This window comes from Arthrobacter sp. Bi83, from assembly GCF_918698095.1.
GTDB lineage: Bacteria > Actinomycetota > Actinomycetes > Actinomycetales > Micrococcaceae > Arthrobacter.
This window is the reverse complement of the sequence record NZ_CAKKLY010000008.1, coordinates 13,352-35,779: the sequence shown is the minus strand read 5'-3', so window position 1 is coordinate 35,779 and position 22,428 is coordinate 13,352. Positions and strand designations below refer to the sequence as shown.

20 protein-coding genes are annotated in these 22,428 nt (G+C 65.2%); 19 read left to right on the top strand and 1 reads right to left on the bottom strand.

Going from position 1 to position 22,428, the window contains the following annotated elements:
* Nucleotides 1-3 precede the first annotated feature (3 nt).
* The 16 genes from murF to dnaE all read left to right on the top strand — a co-directional run bounded on the left by murF (nt 4) and on the right by dnaE (nt 19,182).
* Nucleotides 4-1,473: a UDP-N-acetylmuramoyl-tripeptide--D-alanyl-D-alanine ligase gene (gene murF, locus LQ144_RS06090; RefSeq protein ID WP_230117676.1), complete on the top strand. Its 1,470-nt coding sequence runs from the start codon at nt 4-6 to the stop codon at nt 1,471-1,473.
* A complete protein-coding gene (mraY, locus tag LQ144_RS06085; protein ID WP_230117675.1) occupies nt 1,470-2,579 on the top strand; it encodes a phospho-N-acetylmuramoyl-pentapeptide-transferase in 1,110 nt (369 codons plus the stop codon). Before murF ends, mraY begins: the two co-directional genes overlap by 4 nt.
* The gene (murD, locus tag LQ144_RS06080; RefSeq protein WP_230117674.1) at nt 2,561-4,150 is read left to right on the top strand and encodes a UDP-N-acetylmuramoyl-L-alanine--D-glutamate ligase; all 1,590 of its coding nucleotides are present in this window, start codon (nt 2,561-2,563) and stop codon (nt 4,148-4,150) included. Before mraY ends, murD begins: the two co-directional genes overlap by 19 nt.
* Before the next feature lie 2 nt (nt 4,151-4,152).
* Nucleotides 4,153-5,580 carry a putative lipid II flippase FtsW gene (ftsW, locus tag LQ144_RS06075; protein ID WP_230117673.1) on the top strand — a complete coding sequence of 476 codons (1,428 nt, stop codon included), beginning with the start codon at nt 4,153-4,155 and terminating at the stop codon, nt 5,578-5,580.
* Between the two features lie 10 nt (nt 5,581-5,590).
* Nucleotides 5,591-6,691, top strand: a complete 1,101-nt coding sequence (gene murG / locus LQ144_RS06070) for an undecaprenyldiphospho-muramoylpentapeptide beta-N-acetylglucosaminyltransferase (RefSeq protein ID WP_230117672.1) — start codon at nt 5,591-5,593, stop codon at nt 6,689-6,691.
* Nucleotides 6,688-8,067, top strand: coding sequence for a UDP-N-acetylmuramate--L-alanine ligase (gene murC / locus LQ144_RS06065; RefSeq protein WP_230117671.1), 1,380 nt, complete (start codon nt 6,688-6,690; stop codon nt 8,065-8,067). The genes murG and murC overlap by 4 nt, the downstream gene beginning before the upstream one ends.
* A complete protein-coding gene (locus tag LQ144_RS06060) occupies nt 8,060-9,136 on the top strand; it encodes an FtsQ-type POTRA domain-containing protein (protein ID WP_354962129.1) in 1,077 nt (358 codons plus the stop codon). The genes murC and LQ144_RS06060 overlap by 8 nt, the downstream gene beginning before the upstream one ends.
* A gap of 189 nt (nt 9,137-9,325) precedes the next feature.
* Nucleotides 9,326-10,552: a cell division protein FtsZ gene (gene ftsZ / locus LQ144_RS06055; RefSeq protein ID WP_230117670.1), complete on the top strand. Its 1,227-nt coding sequence runs from the start codon at nt 9,326-9,328 to the stop codon at nt 10,550-10,552.
* Between the two features lie 88 nt (nt 10,553-10,640).
* Nucleotides 10,641-11,333: a polyphenol oxidase family protein gene (locus LQ144_RS06050; RefSeq protein WP_230117669.1), complete on the top strand. Its 693-nt coding sequence runs from the start codon at nt 10,641-10,643 to the stop codon at nt 11,331-11,333.
* Nucleotides 11,326-12,063 (top strand): YggS family pyridoxal phosphate-dependent enzyme, encoded by a 738-nt coding sequence (locus LQ144_RS06045; protein WP_230117668.1) that lies wholly within the window; start codon nt 11,326-11,328, stop codon nt 12,061-12,063. The genes LQ144_RS06050 and LQ144_RS06045 overlap by 8 nt, the downstream gene beginning before the upstream one ends.
* Before the next feature lie 89 nt (nt 12,064-12,152).
* On the top strand, nt 12,153-12,683 hold the full coding sequence (gene sepF / locus LQ144_RS06040; protein WP_230117667.1) for a cell division protein SepF: 531 nt from the start codon (nt 12,153-12,155) through the stop codon (nt 12,681-12,683).
* A 145-nt stretch (nt 12,684-12,828) separates the two neighbouring features.
* Nucleotides 12,829-13,116 (top strand): YggT family protein, encoded by a 288-nt coding sequence (locus LQ144_RS06035; protein ID WP_230117666.1) that lies wholly within the window; start codon nt 12,829-12,831, stop codon nt 13,114-13,116.
* Nucleotides 13,117-13,287: 171 nt separating this feature from the next.
* The gene (locus LQ144_RS06030) at nt 13,288-13,977 is read left to right on the top strand and encodes a DivIVA domain-containing protein (protein ID WP_230117665.1); all 690 of its coding nucleotides are present in this window, start codon (nt 13,288-13,290) and stop codon (nt 13,975-13,977) included.
* Between the two features lie 81 nt (nt 13,978-14,058).
* A complete protein-coding gene (gene lspA / locus LQ144_RS06025; protein ID WP_230117664.1) occupies nt 14,059-14,631 on the top strand; it encodes a signal peptidase II in 573 nt (190 codons plus the stop codon).
* A complete protein-coding gene (locus LQ144_RS06020; RefSeq protein ID WP_230117663.1) occupies nt 14,624-15,550 on the top strand; it encodes an RluA family pseudouridine synthase in 927 nt (308 codons plus the stop codon). The genes lspA and LQ144_RS06020 overlap by 8 nt, the downstream gene beginning before the upstream one ends.
* 74 nt (nt 15,551-15,624) lie before the next feature.
* Nucleotides 15,625-19,182, top strand: coding sequence for a DNA polymerase III subunit alpha (gene dnaE / locus LQ144_RS06015; protein WP_230117662.1), 3,558 nt, complete (start codon nt 15,625-15,627; stop codon nt 19,180-19,182).
* Nucleotides 19,183-19,218: 36 nt separating this feature from the next.
* Here the strand turns inward: dnaE and LQ144_RS06010 are convergent, their stop codons facing one another.
* The gene (locus LQ144_RS06010; RefSeq protein ID WP_230117661.1) at nt 19,219-19,719 is read right to left on the bottom strand and encodes a flavin reductase family protein; all 501 of its coding nucleotides are present in this window, start codon (nt 19,717-19,719) and stop codon (nt 19,219-19,221) included.
* Between the two features lie 140 nt (nt 19,720-19,859).
* Between LQ144_RS06010 and LQ144_RS06005 the strand changes: the two genes are divergently transcribed.
* The 3 genes from LQ144_RS06005 to nrdR all read left to right on the top strand — a co-directional run bounded on the left by LQ144_RS06005 (nt 19,860) and on the right by nrdR (nt 22,400).
* Nucleotides 19,860-20,411, top strand: coding sequence for a hypothetical protein (locus LQ144_RS06005; protein ID WP_230117660.1), 552 nt, complete (start codon nt 19,860-19,862; stop codon nt 20,409-20,411).
* Entirely contained in the window at nt 20,408-21,784 is a 1,377-nt protein-coding gene (hisD, locus tag LQ144_RS06000) for a histidinol dehydrogenase (RefSeq protein WP_230117659.1), read from the top strand. The genes LQ144_RS06005 and hisD overlap by 4 nt, the downstream gene beginning before the upstream one ends.
* 118 nt (nt 21,785-21,902) lie before the next feature.
* Nucleotides 21,903-22,400, top strand: coding sequence for a transcriptional regulator NrdR (nrdR, locus tag LQ144_RS05995; protein WP_230117658.1), 498 nt, complete (start codon nt 21,903-21,905; stop codon nt 22,398-22,400).
* The last annotated feature ends 28 nt before the right edge of the window (nt 22,401-22,428 follow it).

Genomic DNA, 22,428 nt, shown 5'->3' with positions numbered 1-22,428 from the left:
GACATGATTGCATTTACTGCGGCGGAAATCGCCGAAATCACCAGCGGCCGACTCCTCGCCGAACCCGGCATAACTCCTGGCTCGGTCGTCACCGACTCCCGCGAAGCCATTAACGGTTCGCTGTACGTGGCAAAGCCGGGCGAAAATGCCGACGGGCACAGTTTCATGGGAGCGGCCTTTGACCGCGGCGCCGTGCTGGCACTTGCCGAACGCGACGTCACCGACGCCGCCGGGCGAAGCTATCCGGCCGTGGTGGTCGAAGACGCCGTGCTGGCCATGGGTGCCCTCGCGGCCGAGAGCGTCCGCCGGATCAGGGCACGCCGCGAGGCTGCAGGCGAACAGCTCACGGTCATCGGCATTACAGGTTCGGCCGGCAAGACCACCACCAAGGACCTCCTGTCCGGCATCCTTTCCACCGAGGGCAACACCGTGGCGCCCCAGGGGTCCTACAACGGGGAAGTGGGCGTGCCCCTCACGGTATTCCAGGCCGGCTTTGACACCCGGTTCCTCGTCATCGAGATGGGTGCTACGAGCATCGGCCACATCACCTACCTGAGCCAGATGGTCCAACCGGAAATCGGCGTGGTCCTGGGTGTGGGAACGGCCCACGCCGGCGAATTCGGTGGGGTGGACAACATCGCGACCGCCAAGGGGGAACTCGTAGAAGCACTGCCTGCAGCCGGCACCGCCGTCCTGAACCTGGACGATCCCCGCGTGGCGCCCATGTCCGGACGCACACGAGCCGCGGTGTTCGGTTTCTCCTCCCGGAACGCCGCTGCAGACGGACCGGTCGCCAGGGCCCTGAACCTGGACACCAACGCCTCCGGCCATCCCGAGTTTGACCTTGAACTGCCGGGGGAGGAGCCCGTCGGCGTCACCAGCAGGCTCATCGGCGAGCACCATGTCGCCAACCTGCTCGCGGCGGCAGCTGCTGCCCACGCCGCCGGCATCCCCGCGGCCCGCATCGCGGCGTCCCTCAGCTCCCAGTCGGCCGCCAGCCGCTGGCGCATGGAACGGACCGAACGCGCCGACGGAGTGACCGTTATCAACGACGCCTACAACGCCAACCCGGAATCCATGCGGGCAGCACTGCGGACGCTGGCCGACCTTGGCCGCGGCCGCCGCACCTGGGCAGTACTCGGAGCCATGCTCGAACTGGGCGACGAGTCCATTCGTGAACACACCGTCGTCGGCACCCAAGTGGTGCGGCTGAACATCTCACGCCTGCTGGTGGTGGGACGGGAGGCACGGTCGCTGTACGTCTCCGCCATCCAGGAAGGCTCGTGGGGAGAGGAATGCATCTTCGCTGAGACCGTGGATGAGGCCTTTGACGTGCTGCAAGCGCAGCTGGAACCCGGCGACCTGGTGCTGTTCAAGTCCTCGAACAGCGTGGGACTCCGCCATTTGGGCGATCGGATAGCATTACCCCCACAAACCCGCGCAACCGCCAACGAAGGGAGCGAGCAGCTGTGATTGCACTATTGATCGGCGCTGGCCTGGCCCTGCTGATGGCATTGGTGGGAACACCGCTGTTCATCCGCCTGTTGGTCCACAAGAGCTATGGCCAGTTCATCCGGGACGACGGTCCAACCTCGCACCATACCAAGCGCGGCACGCCCACCATGGGCGGAACTGTGGTGGTGGCGGCGGTCCTGCTCAGCTACGGACTGACGCACCTCATCATGTGGATGCTGAATCCGCGGTCCGCGGGCCCATCTGCCTCGGCCCTGCTCCTGCTGTTCCTGATGGTGGGCATGGGCCTGGTGGGTTTCCTGGACGACTTCATCAAGATTTCGCGGCAGCGAAGCCTTGGCCTGGACGCCAAGGCCAAGCTGATTCTGCAGGGCGCAGTGGGCATTATCTTCGCCGTGATGGCACTAAACTTTCCCGACCCGGACGGACTTACCCCGGCGTCCACAAAGATTTCACTGGTCCGTGACATCCCGTGGCTTGACCTCGCCTTCGGCGGGACGGTGATCGGGGCGATTCTCTTCGTTCTCTGGTCAAACCTGATCGTCACTGCTGCCACCAACGGCGTCAACCTGACTGACGGGCTGGACGGCCTGGCGGCGGGTGCTGCGGTGATGGTCTTCGGCGCCTATACACTCATGGGCATCTGGCAGAGTAACCAGGCCTGCGGTTCGCCACGGCAAGCCGGAAGCGGCTGCTATTCCGTCAGGGATCCCCTTGACCTTGCTCTCCTGGCCGCCATCATGAGCGCGGCGCTCGTGGGCTTCCTCTGGTGGAACACCTCACCTGCCAAGATCTTCATGGGTGACACCGGATCCCTCGCGATCGGAGGCGCCATCGCCGGCTTTGCCATCCTGTCGCGGACCGAGCTGCTGCTCGCGTTCATCGGTGGTCTGTTCGTACTCATCACCCTTTCAGTCATTATCCAGGTGGGTTACTTCAAGGTGACCAAGGGAAAGCGGTTCTTCAAGATGGCTCCGCTTCAGCACCACTTCGAGCTGAAAGGCTGGGCCGAAGTCACCGTGGTCGTCCGCTTCTGGATCCTGGCCGGCTTGTTTGTCGCCGCGGGTCTGGGCATCTTCTACGCAGAATGGGTGGTCCTGCTGTGAGCGGCACCGCAACCGGAGCGGACAGGCTGAAGGACCTCGTCAGCTGGGACTCCGACTGGGCCGGGCTTCGCGTCGTGGTCACGGGCATCGGCGTTTCAGGCTTCTCGGCCGCCGACACGCTGATCGAATTGGGGGCCCGCGTTGTCGTGGTGGATGCTGCCACGTCCGAAACGGCCAGTGCAAAGGCGGACACCCTCAGGATCGTCGGGGCCGCCGACGTCCTCCTGGGGGATGACGCCGTCACGTCGGTACCGAAAATCGACGGCATGAAGCCGGACCTGATCGTGACGTCGCCAGGCTGGCGGCCGGACCAGGCCCTGCTCGCCGCTGCCGCCCGCGCGCACATTCCAGTGTGGGGCGACGTCGAACTCGCCTGGCGCCTGCGGATCCGCGAAGGGCGCAAGACGCCGGACTGGCTGACCATCACCGGAACAAACGGGAAGACGACGACGGTCGGCCTGACCGAGTCAATGCTGCGGGCAGCGGGACTCAAGGCAGTCGCTGTCGGCAATGTCGGCACACCAATCCTTGACGCCCTCCGGGATCCCGTGGAGTACGACGTTTTCGCGGTGGAGCTGTCCAGTTTCCAGCTGCACTGGTGCGAGTCAGTTTCGGCAGTCGCGAGCGTTTGCCTCAACGTGGCCGAGGACCACGTGGACTGGCACGGTTCCTACACGTCCTACCTTGCGGACAAAGCCAAGATCTACGAGCACACGCAGAAGGCCTGCATCTACAACGCCGAACAAATCGAAACCGAACGCATGGTGGAGGACGCGGACGTCGTGGAGGGCTGCCGGGCCGTCGGCTTCACCACCGTCACACCAGCCATCAGCATGGTGGGCGTCGTGGAGGGCCTGCTCGTGGACCGCGCGTTCATTGCTGAGCGCAGGGACAGCGCGGCCGAGCTTGCCTCGATGGCTGATCTCGGCCCCGTGGCCCCCCGGCACATGGTGGCCAATGCGCTGGCCGCGGCTGCCCTGGTGCGGGCGTACGGGCTCAGCCCCGAAAACGTGCGGCAGGGGCTGAAATCCTACATTCCCGGGAACCACCGCATCCAGCCCGTGGCCAAGCATAACGGTGTGCTCTGGATCAACGACTCCAAAGCCACCAACCCCCATGCTGCCGCCGCATCGCTGTCGGCCTTCGACCCCGTTGTCTGGATCGCCGGCGGCCTCTCCAAGGGCGTCAGCTACGACGAACTGGTCCGCGGCCACTCCCGCCGGCTCAAGGCCGTAGTGCTCATCGGCAGGGACACCGCGGCGCTCGAGGAGTCGCTGCAGCGACACGCTCCGGATGTACCGGTCATCCGGCCGGTCACGGGCGACACTGAAAATGTGCAGTCTGCCGGAACGGGCCATGACGCCGCGCAGCTTTCGTCAGAATCCGGCGAGGCGGTGATGGCACTGGCCGTCGCGTCGGCGGCACAGCTCGCCACCTCAGGCGACACTGTGCTCATGGCCCCGGCGGCTGCCTCCATGGATCAGTTCTCTTCCTACGCTCACCGTGGCGACGCCTTCATTGAAGCAGTCCGCGAGCTCGTGGAAGGGCAGGCTCAGACCGGCAAGGAGTAAGAATGGTCAGCACGCCCACACGTCCCGCGGCAGCCAAGCCGCGGACGGCGGATACAGTCCGCGGGGCTGCCCCCCAGCCCTCCCGCACACCGGCCGCCCGCACCAAACAGCGTTCCGGGCAGACCAAACCTGCCGGACGAAGCAGGCCTGCCGGACAATCGCGGCCCGCCGGCAGCACAGCGCTGCAGCGGCCGCCGGCACTGGCCAGGCTCCTGCGCTGGTACCGCCGCTTCTGGTCCGCCCTGGAGGGAACCGGGAAATCACGGAACGGCTCGACCTACTACCTCATCCTGGGGGCTACCCTCGCACTGACGGCGATCGGCATCATGATGGTGCTCTCCGCGTCCAGCGTGGAGGCCATCGCAGCAGGGGAGTCGCCCTACACGGCGGCCCTGAAGCAGGGGCTGTTCGCGGGGATCGGCATCTTCTTCATGTTCATGCTGTCGCGGATCAACGTGGTCTGGCTGAAGCGGCTGGCGTGGCCGGGCATCATCCTCGCCTACGGCCTCCTGGGGCTGGTGCTGCTAATCGGTACTACTGTTAACGGCAACAAGAACTGGATCGAAGTAGGCTCGTTCTTCACACTGCAGCCGTCCGAGGCGGCCAAGCTAGCCTTGGCCCTGTGGATGGCCACCGTGCTGGCCAAGAAATCCAAACTAATCCACCGCTGGCAGCATGCCGTGGTTCCGGTAGTGCCGCTGGCACTCGGCATCATCGGACTCGTCCTCGCCGGAAACGACCTCGGTACGGGCATGATCATCATGATGATCATGGCCGCAGCGCTGTTTTTCGCGGGGGTGCGCCTCTACCTCTTCGGCTTTGCAGCGGTCGCCGGCATACTGGCCACGGCCGTCATGGCCATGACGAGCTCAAACCGCATGTGCCGCATCACTTCGTGGTGGACGGGACAGTCCTGCGGAGACGGCACGGACGCCAACTACCAGTCAACCAACGGCCTGTACGGGCTGGCCTCCGGCGGCTGGTTCGGTGTCGGACTGGGCCAGAGCCGGCAAAAGTACAGCTGGATACCAGAAGCGCACAACGACTTCATTTTCGCCATCATCGGTGAGGAACTCGGGCTGGTGGGGACCGTCGTCGTACTGATCCTCTTTGCCATCCTCGGTGCCGCGATCTACCGTGTGGTGGTGGCCCAGGAGGACCTGTTCCACCGGGTCCTCGCGGGCACCATCATGGTCTGGCTTCTGGGCCAGGCCACGGTGAACATGGCAGTGGTCACCGGCCTCGTCCCGGTGATCGGCGTTCCGTTGCCTTTCATTTCCTACGGCGGGTCGGCCCTGCTCATGTCGCTCTGCGCAATCGGCGTAGTGTTGTCCCTGGCCCGGGTCCAGATGGCGCCCAACCTCCGGCCCAGGAAACTGCTGGGCCCGCTCCGCAAGCCCGGACGCAAGAAATCCCGTACGAAAGCGTAAACAGCATCTGATGAAAACCGAGTCTTTGTCCGTGGTCCTCGCCGGCGGTGGAACGGCGGGGCATGTCAATCCGCTGCTCGCCATCGCGTCCGCCATCCGTGAGGCGCGTCCGGACGCCCGGCTGCTCGCTGTCGGAACATCCGCGGGCATGGAGACCAGACTGGTTCCTGCCGCGGGGATCGAGCTTGCCACCATTGACCGCGTTCCGTTCCCGCGCCGCCCCTCTCCGGATTTGCTGCGTCTGCCTGCCCGCCTGGCCGGTGCCGTGAAGCAGGCCGGCCGCATCCTTGATGACGCCCGGGCTGATGTCCTGGTGGGGGTGGGCGGCTACGTCTGCACGCCCATGTACCTCGCGGCCTGGCGGCGCAGCATTCCGATTGTCATCCACGAAGCCAACGCCCGTCCCGGACTGGCAAACAGGGTGGGTGCGCGGCTGAGCAGGCACGTGGCCGTGGCCTTCGCCGGCACGCCGCTGCGGAATGCCCGTCATGTCGGCATGCCCATGCGCCGGGAAGTTTCTGCCCTGGTCAGGGAATCGGCCCGCGGTGCAGCCCTTGCCGCCCTTGGACTGCAGCCCGAAAAGCCCGTGCTCATCGTGACGGGCGGCTCGTCCGGCGCCCAGAGCATCAACCGGACGGTAGCCGCGTCGCTCGGTGCCCTGGCAGAGGCCGGGATCCAGACGCTCCACATCACCGGCCGGGGCAAGTCAATCGAGGACAGCGAAGGCAACGCCCTCCAGGCCGACGGCTACCGGCAGCTCGAATACGTTGACGGCATGGAGTCGGTCTACGCCGCAGCGGACCTTCTGCTGGCCCGTGCGGGTGCAGCCACGGTGAGCGAAGTCGCCGCCGTGGGGGTTCCCGCTGTGTTCGTTCCGCTGCCCATCGGCAACGGCGAGCAAGCCCTCAATGCTGACGGGCTGGTGCAGGCCGGGGGCGCACTGCTGGTGGCGGACCGTGACTTCACGCCGGAATGGGTCCGGAGCCGGCTCATTCCCCTCCTGACCGACCGGGCGAGGCTCGATTCCATGGCAGCGAACTCCGAAAACCTAGGCATCAGGGATGCCGACCGGCTCATGGCCGGTCTTGTACTGGAAGCGGTATCCAAATGACCAGCAACGGCACACTGAGCCAGGACTCGCTTGGCCGCGTGCACTTCATCGGCATCGGCGGCGTCGGCATGTCCGCCGTGGCCCGGATCATGGTGGCCAGAGGCGTGCCGGTGAGCGGTTCGGACGCGAAAGACCTGCCGGTCATGGCAGACCTTGCCGCGGCCGGAGCCAGGATTTCCGTGGGATACGCCGCCGCCAACCTCGGCGACGCCGAGACCGTGGTGGCGGGGTCGGCCATCCGGGCTGACAATCCCGAGCTGGCCGCCGCCCAAGCTGCCGGGTTGCCGGTCCTCCACCGTTCGGAGGCCCTGGCGGCCACGATGGCCGACGACCTCGTGGTCGCCGTGGCCGGCACGCACGGGAAGTCCACCACCACGTCCATGATCGCCGTTCTTCTCCAGGGTGCGGGCCTGGATCCGTCCTTCGCCATCGGGGCCAACGTCCCGTCGCTCGGAGTTAACGCGGCCCACGGCAGCACCAGTGTGTTCGTGGCCGAAGCGGACGAATCCGACGGGTCCTTTCTCAACTACCGCCCGCAGATCGCCGTGGTCACGAACGTCGAACCGGACCACCTGGACCATTACGGCACCGCCGAGGCGGTCTATGAATCGTTCGACCGTTTCACGGAGCTGCTGCCCGCTGACGGCGTGCTCGTGGCATGCGCGGACGACGCCGGGGCGCTGGCTCTGGCGCGGCGCACGAGACAGCGGGGCAACACCCGGGTGGTGCTGTACGGCACTTCCGACGACGCCGACTTGCGCCTCTTCGACGGTGGCCCCGGCAATGTCAGCATCGCGACGGCGGCAGGACAGGTTCCGCTTGCGCTCCAGGTCCCCGGACGCCACAACGCGCTCAATGCCGCCGCGGCAATGGCGGTGGCGCTCGAGCTGGGGGTAGGGGCGGCGAAGGCGGCCTCCGCCCTGGCAGGGTTCTCCGGCGCGTCACGCCGGTTCGAGTTCAAGGGTGAAGGCAGGGGAGTGCGGGTCTACGATGACTACGCCCACCATCCCACCGAGGTCCGCGCGGCCCTGGCCGCGGCGCGCTCCGTCGCCGGGGGCCACAAGGTGCACGTCCTCTTCCAGCCGCACCTGTTCTCCAGGACGAGGGAATTTGCCGAGGAGTTCGCCGATGCCCTCAACGCGGCTGACACCGCCCTGGTGCTGGACATCTATCCCGCGCGGGAGGATCCCATCCCCGGCGTGACCAGCGAACTCATCGCCACACACCTTGGGGCCGGAGGACGCCGGGTCGCAGGCGGTGCAGCAGCAGTCGAAGCCATGGACGCAGCCGCGCAGCCGGGCGACATCATCCTGACAGCGGGCGCCGGAGACGTGACCGCGTACGGGCCCCTCATCGTGGAGTCACTCAGTGGCTAGCACGCGCCGGCCCACCTACCGGCCCGTCAGCTCCGGAAACCGGGACAAAACGCCGGAAGCCAGTGGGGAGCAGCGGCCGGGCGTCATCTCCGCGTCCAAGAGCGCACCCGCTGACCCGTCGCATGACCACGGCCAGGAACGCCGCCCGGAGCCAGCGAAGCGGCAGCAGGGCACCAAAAAGCAGGGCACTAAACGGCAGGGCACCAAGCCCGGGCATGAGGCGTCCGGGAAGGGCACGGCAGCACCGCTGGCGGCTGCAAAGCGGCCGTGGGGAATGCGCACGCTTAGGCAGGCGGCTCCGGACGGCGCGGCGTCCGCGACAACCGGATCCGCCAGCGCCGAGGCTGACAACGTGCTTGCGTTCCCCGAGCCCAAGGGCAAACGGATCAGGCGGAACATCATTGTGGCCGCCTGCGTGGCGGCTGCACTTGTGGCGGGCCTGCTCCTGGCGGCCGTCTACTCCCCGGTGCTCGCGGTCAAGTCAGTGACGGTGAGCGGCACCAAGCTGCTCAAGGCCAAGCAGGTCCAGGCCGCCCTCAAGCCGCTTGAAGGCAAACCCCTGCCGCAAGTGAGCGATGAGGAAGTCAGCAGACTGCTGAAACCACTCGTCCAGATCAAGTCGGTAACCACGCAGGCGCACCCTCCTTCAGTCCTCGTGGTCCAGGTGCAGGAGCGCGTCCCCGTAGCGCTGGTGAAGCGGGGCCAGGAATACCTCCTGGTGGATGTGGACGGCGTGCGCCTCAGCACCACGGCCGATCCCGAAGCGGTGCAGCTGCCGGTGATTGACGGCGGAGCAGGCACCATCGGCAAGGACCTCTTCCAGGCCACCACAGCGGTCCTCGGTGCCCTGCCGCCAAGCGTGCTGGGCAGGCTGTCCAACGCTTCTGCAAAGTCCGTGGACGCGGTGGAGCTGAAGCTGGTAGACGGCCAGACGATCATCTGGGGCAACGCGGGGGAGCGGGAACTGAAGGCGCGGGTGCTGGAAGCCCTTCTCAAGGTTCCTGCAGACCCGGCCAATCCGGTCAATACTTACGACATCAGTGTGCCGCGGCACCCGGTGACGCGCTGATCCGCTCTATTTCGCGGTGATTAGTACGACACGCGGTGGTGGTCATTGAATGTACGAAGCATAGGAAATAGCGTCACAGACATGAGTTACTTGACATAACTATAACCTTCAACTCGAAGGTTAAGGTTCAAAGCTTCAAGCTCGACTCCATCAGTTTTCGCAATAGGACACGAACAAGGGACACGTAACGTGGCAGCTCCGCAGAATTACTTGGCCGTCATCAAGGTCGTCGGCATCGGCGGCGGTGGCGTGAACGCAGTCAACCGCATGATTGATGTGGGTCTCCGCGGTGTTGAATTCATCGCAATAAACACCGATGCCCAGGCCCTGCTGATGAGCGATGCCGACGTCAAACTCGACGTCGGACGCGAACTGACGCGCGGGCTTGGCGCAGGCGCCAACCCGGAGGTCGGCAAGCAGGCTGCCGAGGACCACGCCGACGAGATCGAGGAAGTGCTCCGTGGGGCCGACATGGTCTTCGTTACTGCGGGCGAAGGCGGCGGCACCGGAACGGGTGGCGCGCCCGTCGTGGCCCGTATCGCCCGCTCCCTCGGTGCACTGACCATCGGCGTCGTGACCCGTCCGTTCACATTTGAAGGCCGGCGCCGCGCGGGTTCCGCCGAGGCCGGCATTGACGCCCTGCGCGACGAAGTCGACACCTTGATCGTCATCCCGAACGACCGCCTGCTGTCCATCAGTGACCGCAACGTCTCGGTGCTGGATGCGTTCCGCTCCGCCGACCAGGTCCTGCTGTCCGGTGTCCAGGGCATCACCGACCTGATCACCACCCCCGGCCTGATCAACCTTGACTTCGCCGACGTGAAGTCTGTCATGCAGGGTGCCGGATCCGCCCTCATGGGTATCGGCTCGGCGCGCGGCGAGGACAGGGCCGTCAAGGCCGCCGAACTGGCCATTGCGTCGCCACTCCTTGAGGCCTCCATTGACGGCGCCCACGGCGTTCTGCTCTCGATCCAGGGCGGTTCGGACCTCGGCCTGTTCGAGATCAACGAGGCTGCCCGCCTGGTCCAGGAAGTGGCGCACCCCGAAGCCAACATCATCTTCGGCGCGGTGATCGACGACGCCCTCGGCGACGAAGCCCGCGTCACGGTGATTGCCGCCGGCTTCGACGACGTCAAGGCCACCTCTCCTTCCATGGACCAGCCGCAGTCCGCGCCCCAGCGCCCGGCGGTTCCGGCCACCGCGCCGTCGAACCAGGCGCCGTCGAACAACCATCAGGTCCACGTCCAGCCGGTGCACGCCGGAGTCGGAGCAGCAGGTCTGAGCAACTGGGGCCAGCAGCGTCCCTCTGCCGTTCCCGCTGACTCGGGGTTCGACGTCGACCTTCCGTCGGTTGTTGAGCCGGACCTCTCGGGCAGCCGCTCAGACGACCTGGATGTTCCGGACTTCCTGAAGTAGGCGCTGCCCGGACCGCAGTGCCGTCCGGGAGGTTCCTTGCTGTCGCTCTCCTGATTGTCGGTGTTTTTGATTGTTGTCGGTGTTCTGATTGTTTCTGTGGCGTGCTGAAGTCTTCCCCGGTGTGTCGGTGGCATTCACTGACACAGGTGCGGGCAACCTCGCACTGCATGTTGGCGATCATGGACCGTCGGTGATGCGGCGCCGGGAGGAACTGGATAAGGCGGCGGGCATCGCGCCCCGCCGGTTCCAGTACATGAACCAGGTTCATGGAAACGACGTGGCCGTCCTGGAGTCCGCCACCGCGGCACCCACGGCGGATGCCATGGTTTCCCGCAGGCTGCCGATGGCGGTCATGGTAGCCGACTGCATTCCCTTGGTGCTGGTTGGCGACTCCGGCGGCGCCGGCCCTGTGCTTGGCGTGGTTCACGCCGGGCGCCCGGGGCTGGCCTCGGGGGTCATTCCCGCTGCCGTGGACCAGCTTCGCGCCGCGGGGGCCAGGAACATCCGCGCCTGGCTCGGACCGTCAATCTGCGGGCGGTGCTACGAAGTGCCGGCCGAACTGCGCGAGGAGGTCGCCGCCGTCGCGCCTTCCGCCTGGTCGGCCACCACGTGGGGAACTCCCGCTCTGGATTTGCCCGCCGGCGCGGTGAGCCAACTCGAATCAGAGGGTGTGCTGGTTGAACACCGGGGACCCTGCACCTTGGAAACCGAAACGCTTTACTCCTATCGGAGGGACAGGAACTCGGGACGGTTCGCCGGCCTGGTGTGGACCCATGAGTGAGATGACGCCGGAAACGGACCCTCGGACAGCCCAGCTGGGGCAACGACTGACAGCCGTCAGGCAGCGGATCGCGGCGGCGGTGGCCGCCGCAGAGCGCACCGACGACCCGCCACGCCTCATTGTGGTCTCCAAATTCCACCCCGCCGAGGACATCGCCCGGCTGGCCGGGCTTGGCGTGGCGGACTTCGGGGAGAACCGCGACCAGGAAGCGTCGGAAAAGGCGGCGTTGCTGAGCGGACTCGATGTCAGGTGGCATTTCGTGGGCCAGCTCCAAAGCAAAAAAGCCAAAACCGTGGTCCGGTACGCGCACGCCGTGCATTCCGTGGACCGTTCCCAGCTGGTGGAAGCGCTTGGCCGTGCGATGGCCGTGGAACAGGAGCGTTCAGGCCGGGGCAGCCTTGACTGCTTCATCCAGGTCAGCCTCGACGACGACGCCGAGGCGCACAGGGGCGGCGCCGCCCCCGCCGACGTGCCCCTCCTGGCCGATCAGCTGGAGGGAGCCGCCGGACTCCGGCTGGCAGGTGTGATGGCCGTGGCGCCGCTGGGGGCCGACCCGGACCGGGCCTTCGCGAAACTGTCCGGGATTTCAGCCCGGCTGAGGGCCGACCACCCGCATGCCACCGGGGTTTCTGCAGGCATGAGCCAGGACCTCGAAGCCGCCATCAGGTGCGGAGCGACACACCTCAGAATTGGTTCGGATATTCTCGGTTCGCGCCCGGCGGTGCGGTAGCGTCTGAGTATTGGAAGTGAATGGCGGGGATTCCAATGCTGTCGAGACTTTTTGGGCGGCCCGCTTACGGACACGATTAGGAGTCGACCATGGCCGGCGCTCTGCGCAAGACAATGATCTATCTTGGGCTCGCCGATGGCGAAGAACACTACGAGTCTGAGCTTTCCACCCAGCAAAAGGATGAGGACCACTCAATGGAGCCTGACCGCGAGGAACGCCGTGCTCCGGCACCCGTCCGCGAGGTCGTCCGTGAGGCGCCACCCGCCGCCGAAGAGGAATACCGCGCACCCGTGACACCTATTAAACGTGCGGCGTCGAGCCGCGAAGAGACCACCGGACTGCGGCAGATCACCACGATCCACCCGCGGTCCTACAATGACGCCAAGCTGATTGGTGAAAGCTTCCGGGACGGCATCCCCGTCATCATGAATGTCACCGACATGGGTGAGGCCGACGCGAAGCGCCTGGTGGATTTCTCTGCAGGACTCGTGTTTGGCCTGCGCGGAAGCATTGAGCGGGTCACCAACAAGGTCTTCCTGCTCTCGCCGTCATACATTGAGGTCATCGGCGATGACAAGAAGGCCAGCGAGACCACCGCCAGCTTCTTCAACCAAAGCTAAGCAGGCTATCCGGATGCCAGGCAGGGACACCTGCCTGGCATCCGTGCTGAAGTAGTATTTGTGCTGGAATAGCGGACAGCATCAACAGCCAAGACCTACAGGACGCCACGGCATCCGGAACGAACATGGAGATATGGGTTAGCTCATGGGATTAGTTTTCGGGCTTGTCTATATTGTCCTGCTGTTCGTCTTCGTCGCCCTGATCGTGCGGCTGGTGTTTGACTGGGTCCAGATGTTCGCGCGGGACTGGCGCCCGCGGGGCATGGCCCTCGTGGCGGCCCACGCCGTGTACTCGGTCACGGACCCTCCGCTGAAAGTCCTCCGCCGCGTCATCCCGCCTCTGAGGCTCGGCGGAGTCTCGCTTGACCTTGGCTTTCTGGTTTTGTTCATTGCCCTCAGCGTGGCAATGGCGATCACCAGGGGCCTCGCATAATTTCACAATAGCTTGCAGCGCAGCGGCGGTTCCTGACCCGATCGCCGTCCGCGCGGAAGAATCTCCGGTTTGACATCACAGTGTTGAATTAGAGGAACCAGACCATATTTAGGTACCGTAGTTTTGACGGCCGGAAGGCCTACTGACTAACTAGACCAACGAGGTGACCAGATGGCTTTGACGCCAGAAGACGTTGTCAACAAGCGCTTTCAGCCGACCAAGTTCCGCGAAGGCTACGACCAGGATGAAGTTGATGACTTCCTGGACGAAATCGTCGTTGAACTGCGCCGCCTGAACCAGGAAAACGACGAACTTCGCAAGAAGCTGTCCGAGGGCGGCACTGGAACTCCTGCCGCTTCCGCAGCTGTGGCACCTGTCGTCGAAAAGGTTCCCGCCCCCGCGAAGTCCGACAAGGACGAATCGCGTGCGAAGGCCGAGGCGGAAGCCAAGGCTGCCGAAGCTGCCAAGAAGAAGGAAGCCGAGCAGCCTGCAACCGTTGCGGCACAGGCTCCGGCCGCTGGTGGCAACGTCTCCGAATCGGCCGCAGGCCTGCTCGCCATGGCGCAGCAGATGCACGACCGCCACATTGCTGACGGCCAGGACCAGCGCGACAAGATCATTGCCGAAGCGCAGATCGAGGCCAGCAGCCTCGTCAACGATGCCCAGGAGAAGTCCCGCAAGATTCTCGGTGCCCTGGAGCAGCAGCGGTCGGTCCTCGAGCGCAAGGTGGAGCAGCTCCGCGGCTTCGAGCGCGACTACCGCTCACGCCTGAAGTCCTACATCGAAGGCCAGCTTCGTGACCTGGATGCCCGCGGCTCGGTCGCTGCGCCTGAGGTCGGCGAAAGCAGCGCTGCCGTTTAGCACGTATTCTGAAAGCCGGTGGCTGAGGATTCCTCGGCCACCGGCTTTTGTGATTAACAACGGTTCCCGAATGAAAGCACCATGACTGACGAACTTGCCGCTGACGCAGCGCACCCAGCCTCATTGCCACCGCGGCCCCGGCGCGCCGTGCTGCTCGCCCTGTTCGCCGGGCTTGCCCTCTTCGCGTACTTCTTCGATCAGCTCACCAAGCTGTGGGTCACCAGCACCATGGTCGAAGGCGAACGGATCCCGGTGCTGCCTCCGTTGCTGCACTGGTACTACATCCGGAATTCCGGTGCCGCCTTCTCCATCGGGGAGAACGTGACGTGGGTCTTCACCATCGTCATGGTGAGCGTCGCCGTCGCCATTTTGGTCCAGCTGCGCAGGCTCGGTTCGGCGTGGTGGGCCGTGGCACTTGGCCTCCTGTTCGGCGGGGCCCTGGGCAACCTGACGGACCGTCTGTTCCGCGAGCCGTCCTTCGCCATGGGCCACGTGGTCGACTTCATCCAGCTGCCTAATTTCGCGATCTTCAACATTGCCGACTCGGCCGTTGTGTCGTCGGTGGTCATCATCTGCCTGCTCACGCTGCGGGGCATCGCCCTGGACGGATCGCGCCACACTGCCGCTAAGCGGGACGGGGGCGCGGATGTCTGAACGCGTGGTGGTGCCCGAAGAGCTTGACGGCAGCCGGGTGGACGCCGGACTGGCCAAGCTGATCGGTGTATCACGGTCGCTCGCGGCCACATTGATCGCCGAGGGCAACGTCCTCAGCGGCGGCAAACCGGTGGGAAAGTCCGCCAAACTCGCGTCCGGCACCGTGCTGCACGTGACGGTCCCGGAGCGGCGGGATCCCCTGGAAGTCGTGGAGGAAGTTGTGGAAGGCCTGAAGATTCTGCTGGACGACGACGACTTTGTGGTCGTCGACAAGCCGGTAGGGGTCGCGGCCCACCCGTCTCCCGGCTGGGTGGGACCGACCGTCGTCGGTGGCCTGGCCGGTGCCGGCTACCGCATCTCCACCTCCGGTTCCGCCGAACGGGCCGGCATCGTCCACCGTCTCGACGTCGGAACGTCCGGCGTGATGGTGGTGGCCAAGACGGAGCCCGCCTACACCGCCCTCAAACGGGCTTTTAAGGAACGCACGGTGGACAAGGTCTACCATGCCGTGGTCCAGGGCCTTCCGGACCCGCTGCAGGGCACCATCGACGCGCCGATCGGCCGCCACCCCGGCCATGACTGGCGGTTCGCCGTCATCGAGGACGGCAGGCCGTCTGTCACGCACTACGAGGTCCTTGAGGCCTACGGGAAAGCCACCCTCGTGGAGGTGCACCTGGAAACGGGCAGGACGCACCAGATCCGGGTCCATTTCGCCGCGCTTCGGCACCCGTGCGCGGGCGACCTCACCTACGGCGCAGACCCGCGGCTTGCCGCGACGCTTGGGCTGACCCGGCAGTGGCTCCACGCCCGGCAGCTTGGCTTCGACCACCCCCGGACCGGGGAGCGCGTGACCGTGACCAGCGAATACCCCGAAGACCTGACCTATGCACTGCAGGTGCTGGAGTCCGGCGACGCCTGAGCCTTACCTCACAGCCACCGGCCGGCGCGGCCGGTCCGCGCGATTGTGTCGCTGCTCGGCACTAGAATGGTCCGGTGACTTCCAGCAACGACTCGTTTGTCCATCTCCACAACCACACCGAGTACTCGATGCTGGACGGTGCCGCCCGGCTCGGAGAGCTCTTTGATGAAACCGAGCGGCTTGGCATGCCCGCCCTGGCCACCACTGACCATGGCTATCTCTTCGGCGCCTTCGATTTCTGGAAGAGGGCCACGGACAAGGGCATTAGGCCCATTATCGGTGTCGAAGCTTATGTGACGCCCGGGACCGCCCGCGGTGACAAGAGCCGGGTCCGCTGGGGCGAGGAAAGCCAGCGCAAGGACGACGTCTCCGGCGGTGGTTCCTACACCCACATGACCCTGCTGAGCTACAACAACGTGGGCATGCGGAACCTGTTCCGTGCCTCGTCGATCGCCTCATTGGACTCGGTCTTCGGCAAATGGCCCCGGCTCGACCGTGAGTTGCTGAACACCTACTCGGAAGGGCTCATCGCCACCACCGGCTGCCCGTCCGGTGAGGTCCAGACAAGGCTCCGGCTGGGCCAGTACCGTGAAGCGCTTGAGGCTGCTGCAGAGTTCCGCGACATCTTCGGCGCGGAGAATTACTTCTGCGAGCTCATGGACCACGGCCTGGACATCGAACGGCGCGTCACCGGAGACCTCCTGCGCCTGGCCAAGGACCTGAACCTTCCGCTGGTGGCCACCAACGATCTGCACTACACGCACGAACATGATGCCAAAGCGCACGAGGCCCTGCTGGCCATCCAGTCAGGTTCCACCCTCCTGGAGCCGACCTACGACAACGGTGGCTCGCGCTTCGCCTTCTCGGGCAGCGGCTACTACCTGAAGTCACCGCAGGAAATGCGCGAACTGTTCCGCGACCACCCCGACGCGTGCGACAACACGCTCCTGATCGCCGAGCGCTGCGAAGTCTCGTTCAACACCGGCGCCAACTACATGCCCCGGTTCCCCTGCCCGGAGGGTGAGGACGAAACGTCCTGGCTGGTCAAGGAAGTCGACAAGGGACTCCAATACCGTTACCCCCAGGGCATCCCGGACAAGGTCCGCAAGCAGGCCGACTATGAACTGGAGGTCATCACCTCCATGGGCTTCCCGGGCTACTTCCTGGTGGTGGCCGACTTCATCAACTGGGCCAAGAACAACGGCATCCGGGTCGGTCCGGGACGTGGTTCGGGTGCCGGCTCCATGGTGGCGTACGCCATGCGAATCACCGACCTTGATCCGCTGCACCACGGCCTGATCTTCGAGCGCTTCCTCAACCCGGACCGCGTCTCCATGCCTGACTTCGACGTCGACTTCGATGATCGGCGCCGCTCCGAGGTGATCGACTACGTCACGCGGAAATACGGCGACGAACGTGTGGCGATGATCGTCACCTACGGCACCATCAAGACCAAACAGGCCCTCAAGGACTCCTCGCGCGTGCTGGGCTACCCGTTCAGCATGGGCGAGCAGCTGACCAAGGCGCTGCCGCCGGCCGTGATGGCCAAGGATATTCCGCTGGCCGACATCCAAAACAAGGACGCCAAGCGCTACAGCGAAGCCGGTGACTTCCGCCAACTGATCAGCACCGACCCCGAGGCCGCCAAGGTCTTTGAGACGGCACTGGGCATCGAGGGCCTGAAACGGCAATGGGGCGTGCACGCCGCCGGCGTCATCATGTCCTCGGACCCCATCATCGACGTGATTCCGGTCATGCGCCGCTTCCAGGACGGCCAGGTCATCACACAGTTCGACTATCCGACGTCCGAGGGCCTGGGCCTGATCAAGATGGACTTCCTCGGGCTGCGAAACCTGACGATCATTTCGGATGCCCTAGAAAACATCAAGATGAACCGCGGCATCGATCTGGACCTCGAGACCCTGGAGCTTGACGACACCGAGTCCTACGAGCTGCTCGCCCGGGGTGACACGCTGGGCGTGTTCCAGCTCGATGGCGGCCCCATGCGGTCGCTGCTCAAGCTCATGAAGCCTGACAACTTCGAAGACATCTCCGCCGTGCTGGCCCTCTACCGGCCAGGCCCCATGGGCGCCAACGCGCACACCGACTACGCCCTGCGCAAGAACAAAATCCAGGAGGTCATCCCGATCCACCCGGAGCTCGAGGAACCGCTCTCCGAAATCCTCGGTGGCACGTACGGCCTGATCGTGTACCAGGAGCAGGTCATGGCCGTGGCGCAGAAGCTCGCGGGCTACACCCTGGGCCAGGCCGACATCCTGCGCCGCGCCATGGGCAAGAAGAAGAAATCGGAACTGGACAAGCAGTTCGCCGGCTTCTCGCAGGGCATGCAGGACAACGGCTACTCCATGGCCGCAGTAAAGACGCTTTGGGACATCCTGCTGCCGTTCTCCGATTACGCCTTCAACAAGGCCCACTCGGCCGCCTATGGCGTGATCTCCTACTGGACGGCGTACCTGAAGGCGCACTATGCGCCGGAGTACATGGCAGCCCTGCTGACCAGCGTCGGCGACGACAAGGACAAGTCGGCGATCTACCTCAACGAATGCCGGCGCATGGGCATCACCGTGCTGCCGCCCGACGTCAATGAGTCAGCGCTGAACTTCACCCCTGTGGGCAATGACATCCGCTTCGGCATGGGCGCCATCCGCAACGTCGGCGTGAACGCCGTCGAAGCCATGGTGGCGGCGCGCGAAAAGGAAGGCGCCTACACGTCCTTCAAGGACTACCTCATGAAGGTCCCCGCGGTGGTCTGCAACAAGCGCACCATTGAATCCCTGATCAAAGCAGGCGCGTTCGACTCGCTGAACCACCACCGGCGTGCCCTGGCCATGATCCATGAGGAGGCCATCGACTCCGTCATCACGCTCAAGCGCAACGAGGCGATCGGTCAGTTCGACCTCTTCGCTGGTTTTGACGAAGCCGAGTCCGAGGCGTCTCTGAGCATTGAGATCCCCGACCTTCCCGAGTGGGAAAAGAAGGACAAGCTCTCCTTCGAACGCGACATGCTCGGCCTGTACGTCTCCGACCACCCGCTGCAGGGCCTCGAAGGGCTCCTGAGCCAGCACGCCGACCAGTCCATCACCTCGATCATCGCCGAAGACGGGCCGCATGACGGCGCGATCGTCACCATTTCGGGCATGATCACCTCGCTCAGCCGCAGGATCGCCAAGGCCAGCGGCAACGCCTACGCCAGGGCGGAGATTGAGGACCTCGGCGGTTCCATCGAAGTGATGTTCTTCGGCCAGGTGTACGGGCCCATCGCGTCGGTCCTCGCCGAGGACCTGATCGTGGTGGTCAAGGGCCGACTTCAACGGCGCGACGACGGCGCCGTCACCTTGAACTGCATGGAACTTTCCGTGCCGGACCTCAGCGAGGGCACTAACGGGCCCGTCGTGATCACGATGCCCACGCACAAGGCCACGGAAGCCGTGGTCACCGAACTGGGGGACGTGCTGCGCAACCACCGGGGAAACTCCGAGGTGCGGATCAACCTGCAGGGCGACGCCCGCGTAGAAGTCATGGGCTTGCCCGTGCACCTGCGGGTCAACCCCAACCCGTCCCTCTTCGGAGACCTCAAAGTGCTGCTCGGTCCTGCCTGCCTGGACGCCTAGGAGCTGCGTCCGGTCTCCCGGGCCCGGCGGCCGGGGCTAGATCTCGTAGTCCAGCGGCACGGGCTGCCCGTACGTTCCGGAATGGTAGAGCAGGGGTGAGCCGTCTTCGCCCACCTGGCCTTCCACCACTTCCACCACGACCACCGCGTTGTTCTCGAAGGAGAGCCGCATCTGGATCTTCCCGATCAGCCAGCCGGCGACGTCCTTGAGGATGGGCACCTCGTGGGAGCCCAGTGCCCAGTGATCGCCGGCGAAGCGCTCTTTGGTGCGGGCAAAACGGTCAGCCAGTTCCTGGTTTTCCAAGCCAAGCATGTGCACGCCGATGTACGTGGTGTTGGCGACCGCCGGCCATGAACTCGAACTGCGTGCCATGTTGAACGTGAAGCGCGGCGGCTTGGCCGACAGCGACGCCACGGAGGTGGCGGTGAAGCCGTACGGTACGCCGTTGAAGTTCACCGTGATGATGGCCACGCCAGCTGCATGACGGCGGAACATTTCCTTGAACGTGCCCTCGAAGGCGGCGTCATCTGAGGCCACTGTTATCGATCTCCCTGCTGCTGATCTGTTGGTTGTTGGGTTCCCACTACAAGAGTATTGGGCTTCCGGCGGGTTGCGTGATCCGCGTGCAATGAGGGCCTCTTTCCGCAATGCGGGCGAACATTTGTTAACGTTTGTTCATGACCCAGCCAGCAGCCGCACCTCCGGCCCGCCACCAGGAACAGGCGGACCACGCCCAGGAAAGCAGCTTCAGGGGCCGGAAACGCAACCGACGCAGTTGGCCGTGGGCGGCGGGAATCGCAGCGTCGGGAATACCTGCCGGCATCCTGTGGTGGCTGCTGGCGCCCGGCGGCCTGAACCTCGTTTCCGGGAATGCCGCGCTGGCATCCGGAACCAACACCGAGGTTTGGCTCCCGCGGGACCTTGTGCTGGCTGGACTCTTTCTCTTCGCCGGCTGCCTCGTCGCCGTGCTGCTGACCGGCCGGAAGGATGCAGGATCGCGCCGCATGCTGGCGGCGTCGGTGGCTGCCAGCGGCGCGGCTGCCCTCCTCGCCTGGCAGAGCGGGGTGCTTGCCGGTCTCTGGTTCGGAGGACCACAGGACACGTCAGCCAGCGCAAGCGTTGCATTTTCCTTGAGGTCCTACCCGGTTCTGCTCCTTTGGCCGGCGGCCGTTGCCGCCGGCTACTTCGCCATCGGCCTGCTCGGTTTCCTGCGTAAAATGGACCGGTGACCACTTCTCCGGACAGCTCCGTACGCCCGAATTACCCCGCCGTCGATTTCCGCACCGTTGACCTGCGGGGCCGCCAGCTCAGCCTCGCGGAGCTGAGGGAGGCTGTGCCGCGTGCCCGGCACCAGACGGTGGCAGATGCCGAGCAGAAGGTAACGGACATCATTTCAGCGGTCCGGCAGCGCGGCTTCGCTGCCCTGGCAGACTTTGCCCGGCGCTTTGACGGCGTGGAGCAGGCGCACCCGCGTGTTCCGGCAGAGGCGCTGAAATCCGCGCTGGACGGCCTGGAGCCGGCTGTTCGCTCGGCGCTGGAGGAATCCATCAGCCGTGCCCGGCGCTTTGCCGACGGACAGCGACCTGCCGACGTCGACGTTGCCCTCGGGGATGGTGCCGTCGTGAGCCAGAAATGGGTGCCGGTAGCACGGGTGGGACTGTACGTTCCGGGCGGCCTGGCCGTTTATCCGTCATCGGTCATCATGAACGTGGTTCCCGCGCAGGCAGCTGGTGTGGAATCCATCGCACTGGCTTCCCCGCCCCAGAAGGACTTCGGCGGTCTTCCACACCCCACGATCCTGGCGGCCGCGGCGCTGCTGGGCATCAGCGAGGTGTACGCGATTGGCGGGGCCCAGGCCATCGCCGCTTTTGCCTACGGAGTCCCGGGCGCCGAGGGTGAAGCAGCCTTGGAACCGGTGGACGTCGTCACCGGACCGGGAAACATTTTCGTTGCCACGGCCAAGCGTCTGGTCAAGGGGGTCGTGGGGATCGATTCCGAGGCGGGCACCACGGAGATCGCCATCCTGGCCGATGCGACGGCCCGGCCGGCGTTCGTTGCCGCGGACCTGATCAGCCAGGCTGAACACGATCCGAAGGCGGCCTCGGTCCTAATTACGGACTCCGAGCAGCTCGCCGCCGACGTGCGGGAGGAGCTTGAGCTCCAGGCCGCCACCACCAAGCACGGCGAGCGGGTACGTGAAGCACTGTCCGGCCCGCAGTCCGGCGTCGTCCTGGTGGACGACCTCGACCAGGGGATCGCCGCGTGCGATGCATACGCGGCCGAGCACCTCGAAATCATGACGGCGGACGCTCCCGCCGTTGCCGCCCGGATCAGGAACGCCGGTGCCATTTTCGTTGGCGACTACAGTCCCGTGAGCCTCGGTGATTACTGCGCGGGGTCAAACCACGTCCTGCCCACCAGTGGAACGGCCGCTTTCTCATCGGGCCTGAACGTCACAACTTTCCTGCGCGCAATACAGGTCATCAATTACACCGAAGCCGCGCTGGAGCAGGTCAGCGGGCACATCGTCAGCCTGTCCGGGGCGGAGGACCTGCCTGCCCACGGCGACGCGGTCACCGCCCGGTTCAAATCAGGCAGCTGACCACTACATGTAGTAATTACAGGCTTGTTATTCAGCTGCATCTAGCCGTAAACTGGTTCGGGAGAAGCGTGGGGTGTCAGGCCCGGACCGCCACCGCGCGCCAGGGGAAGGAACGAACATGTACTGTCCGTTTTGCCGCAACCCCGATTCCCGCGTGGTGGACAGCCGCATGGCTGATGACGGTTCCGCGATCAGACGGCGGCGGCAATGCCCTGAGTGCGGCCGCCGGTTCACCACGGTCGAAACCACCAGCCTTTCCGTGATCAAGCGTTCCGGCGTCGGCGAACCCTTCAGCCGCAGCAAGGTTATTAACGGTGTCCGCAAAGCCTGCCAGGGCCGCCCCGTCAGCGAGGACGACCTCGCCTTGCTGGCGCAGGAGGTCGAGGAGAACATCAGGGCTTCCGGGGCCGCGGAAATCGATGCCCACGAGGTCGGCCTGATAATTCTTGGTCCGCTGCAGAAGCTGGACAAGGTGGCGTACCTTCGCTTCGCCAGCGTGTACCAGGCCTTTGAATCGCTGGAGGACTTCGAATCCGCCATCGCGCTGCTGCGCCACGAGGGCGAAGTCGAAGCCAAGCGCTCCGAAGGCAAGAGCTCCGAAAAGAGCCCGCTCTAGACTCCGGTGGCGGCAGCGGAGGGGAAGC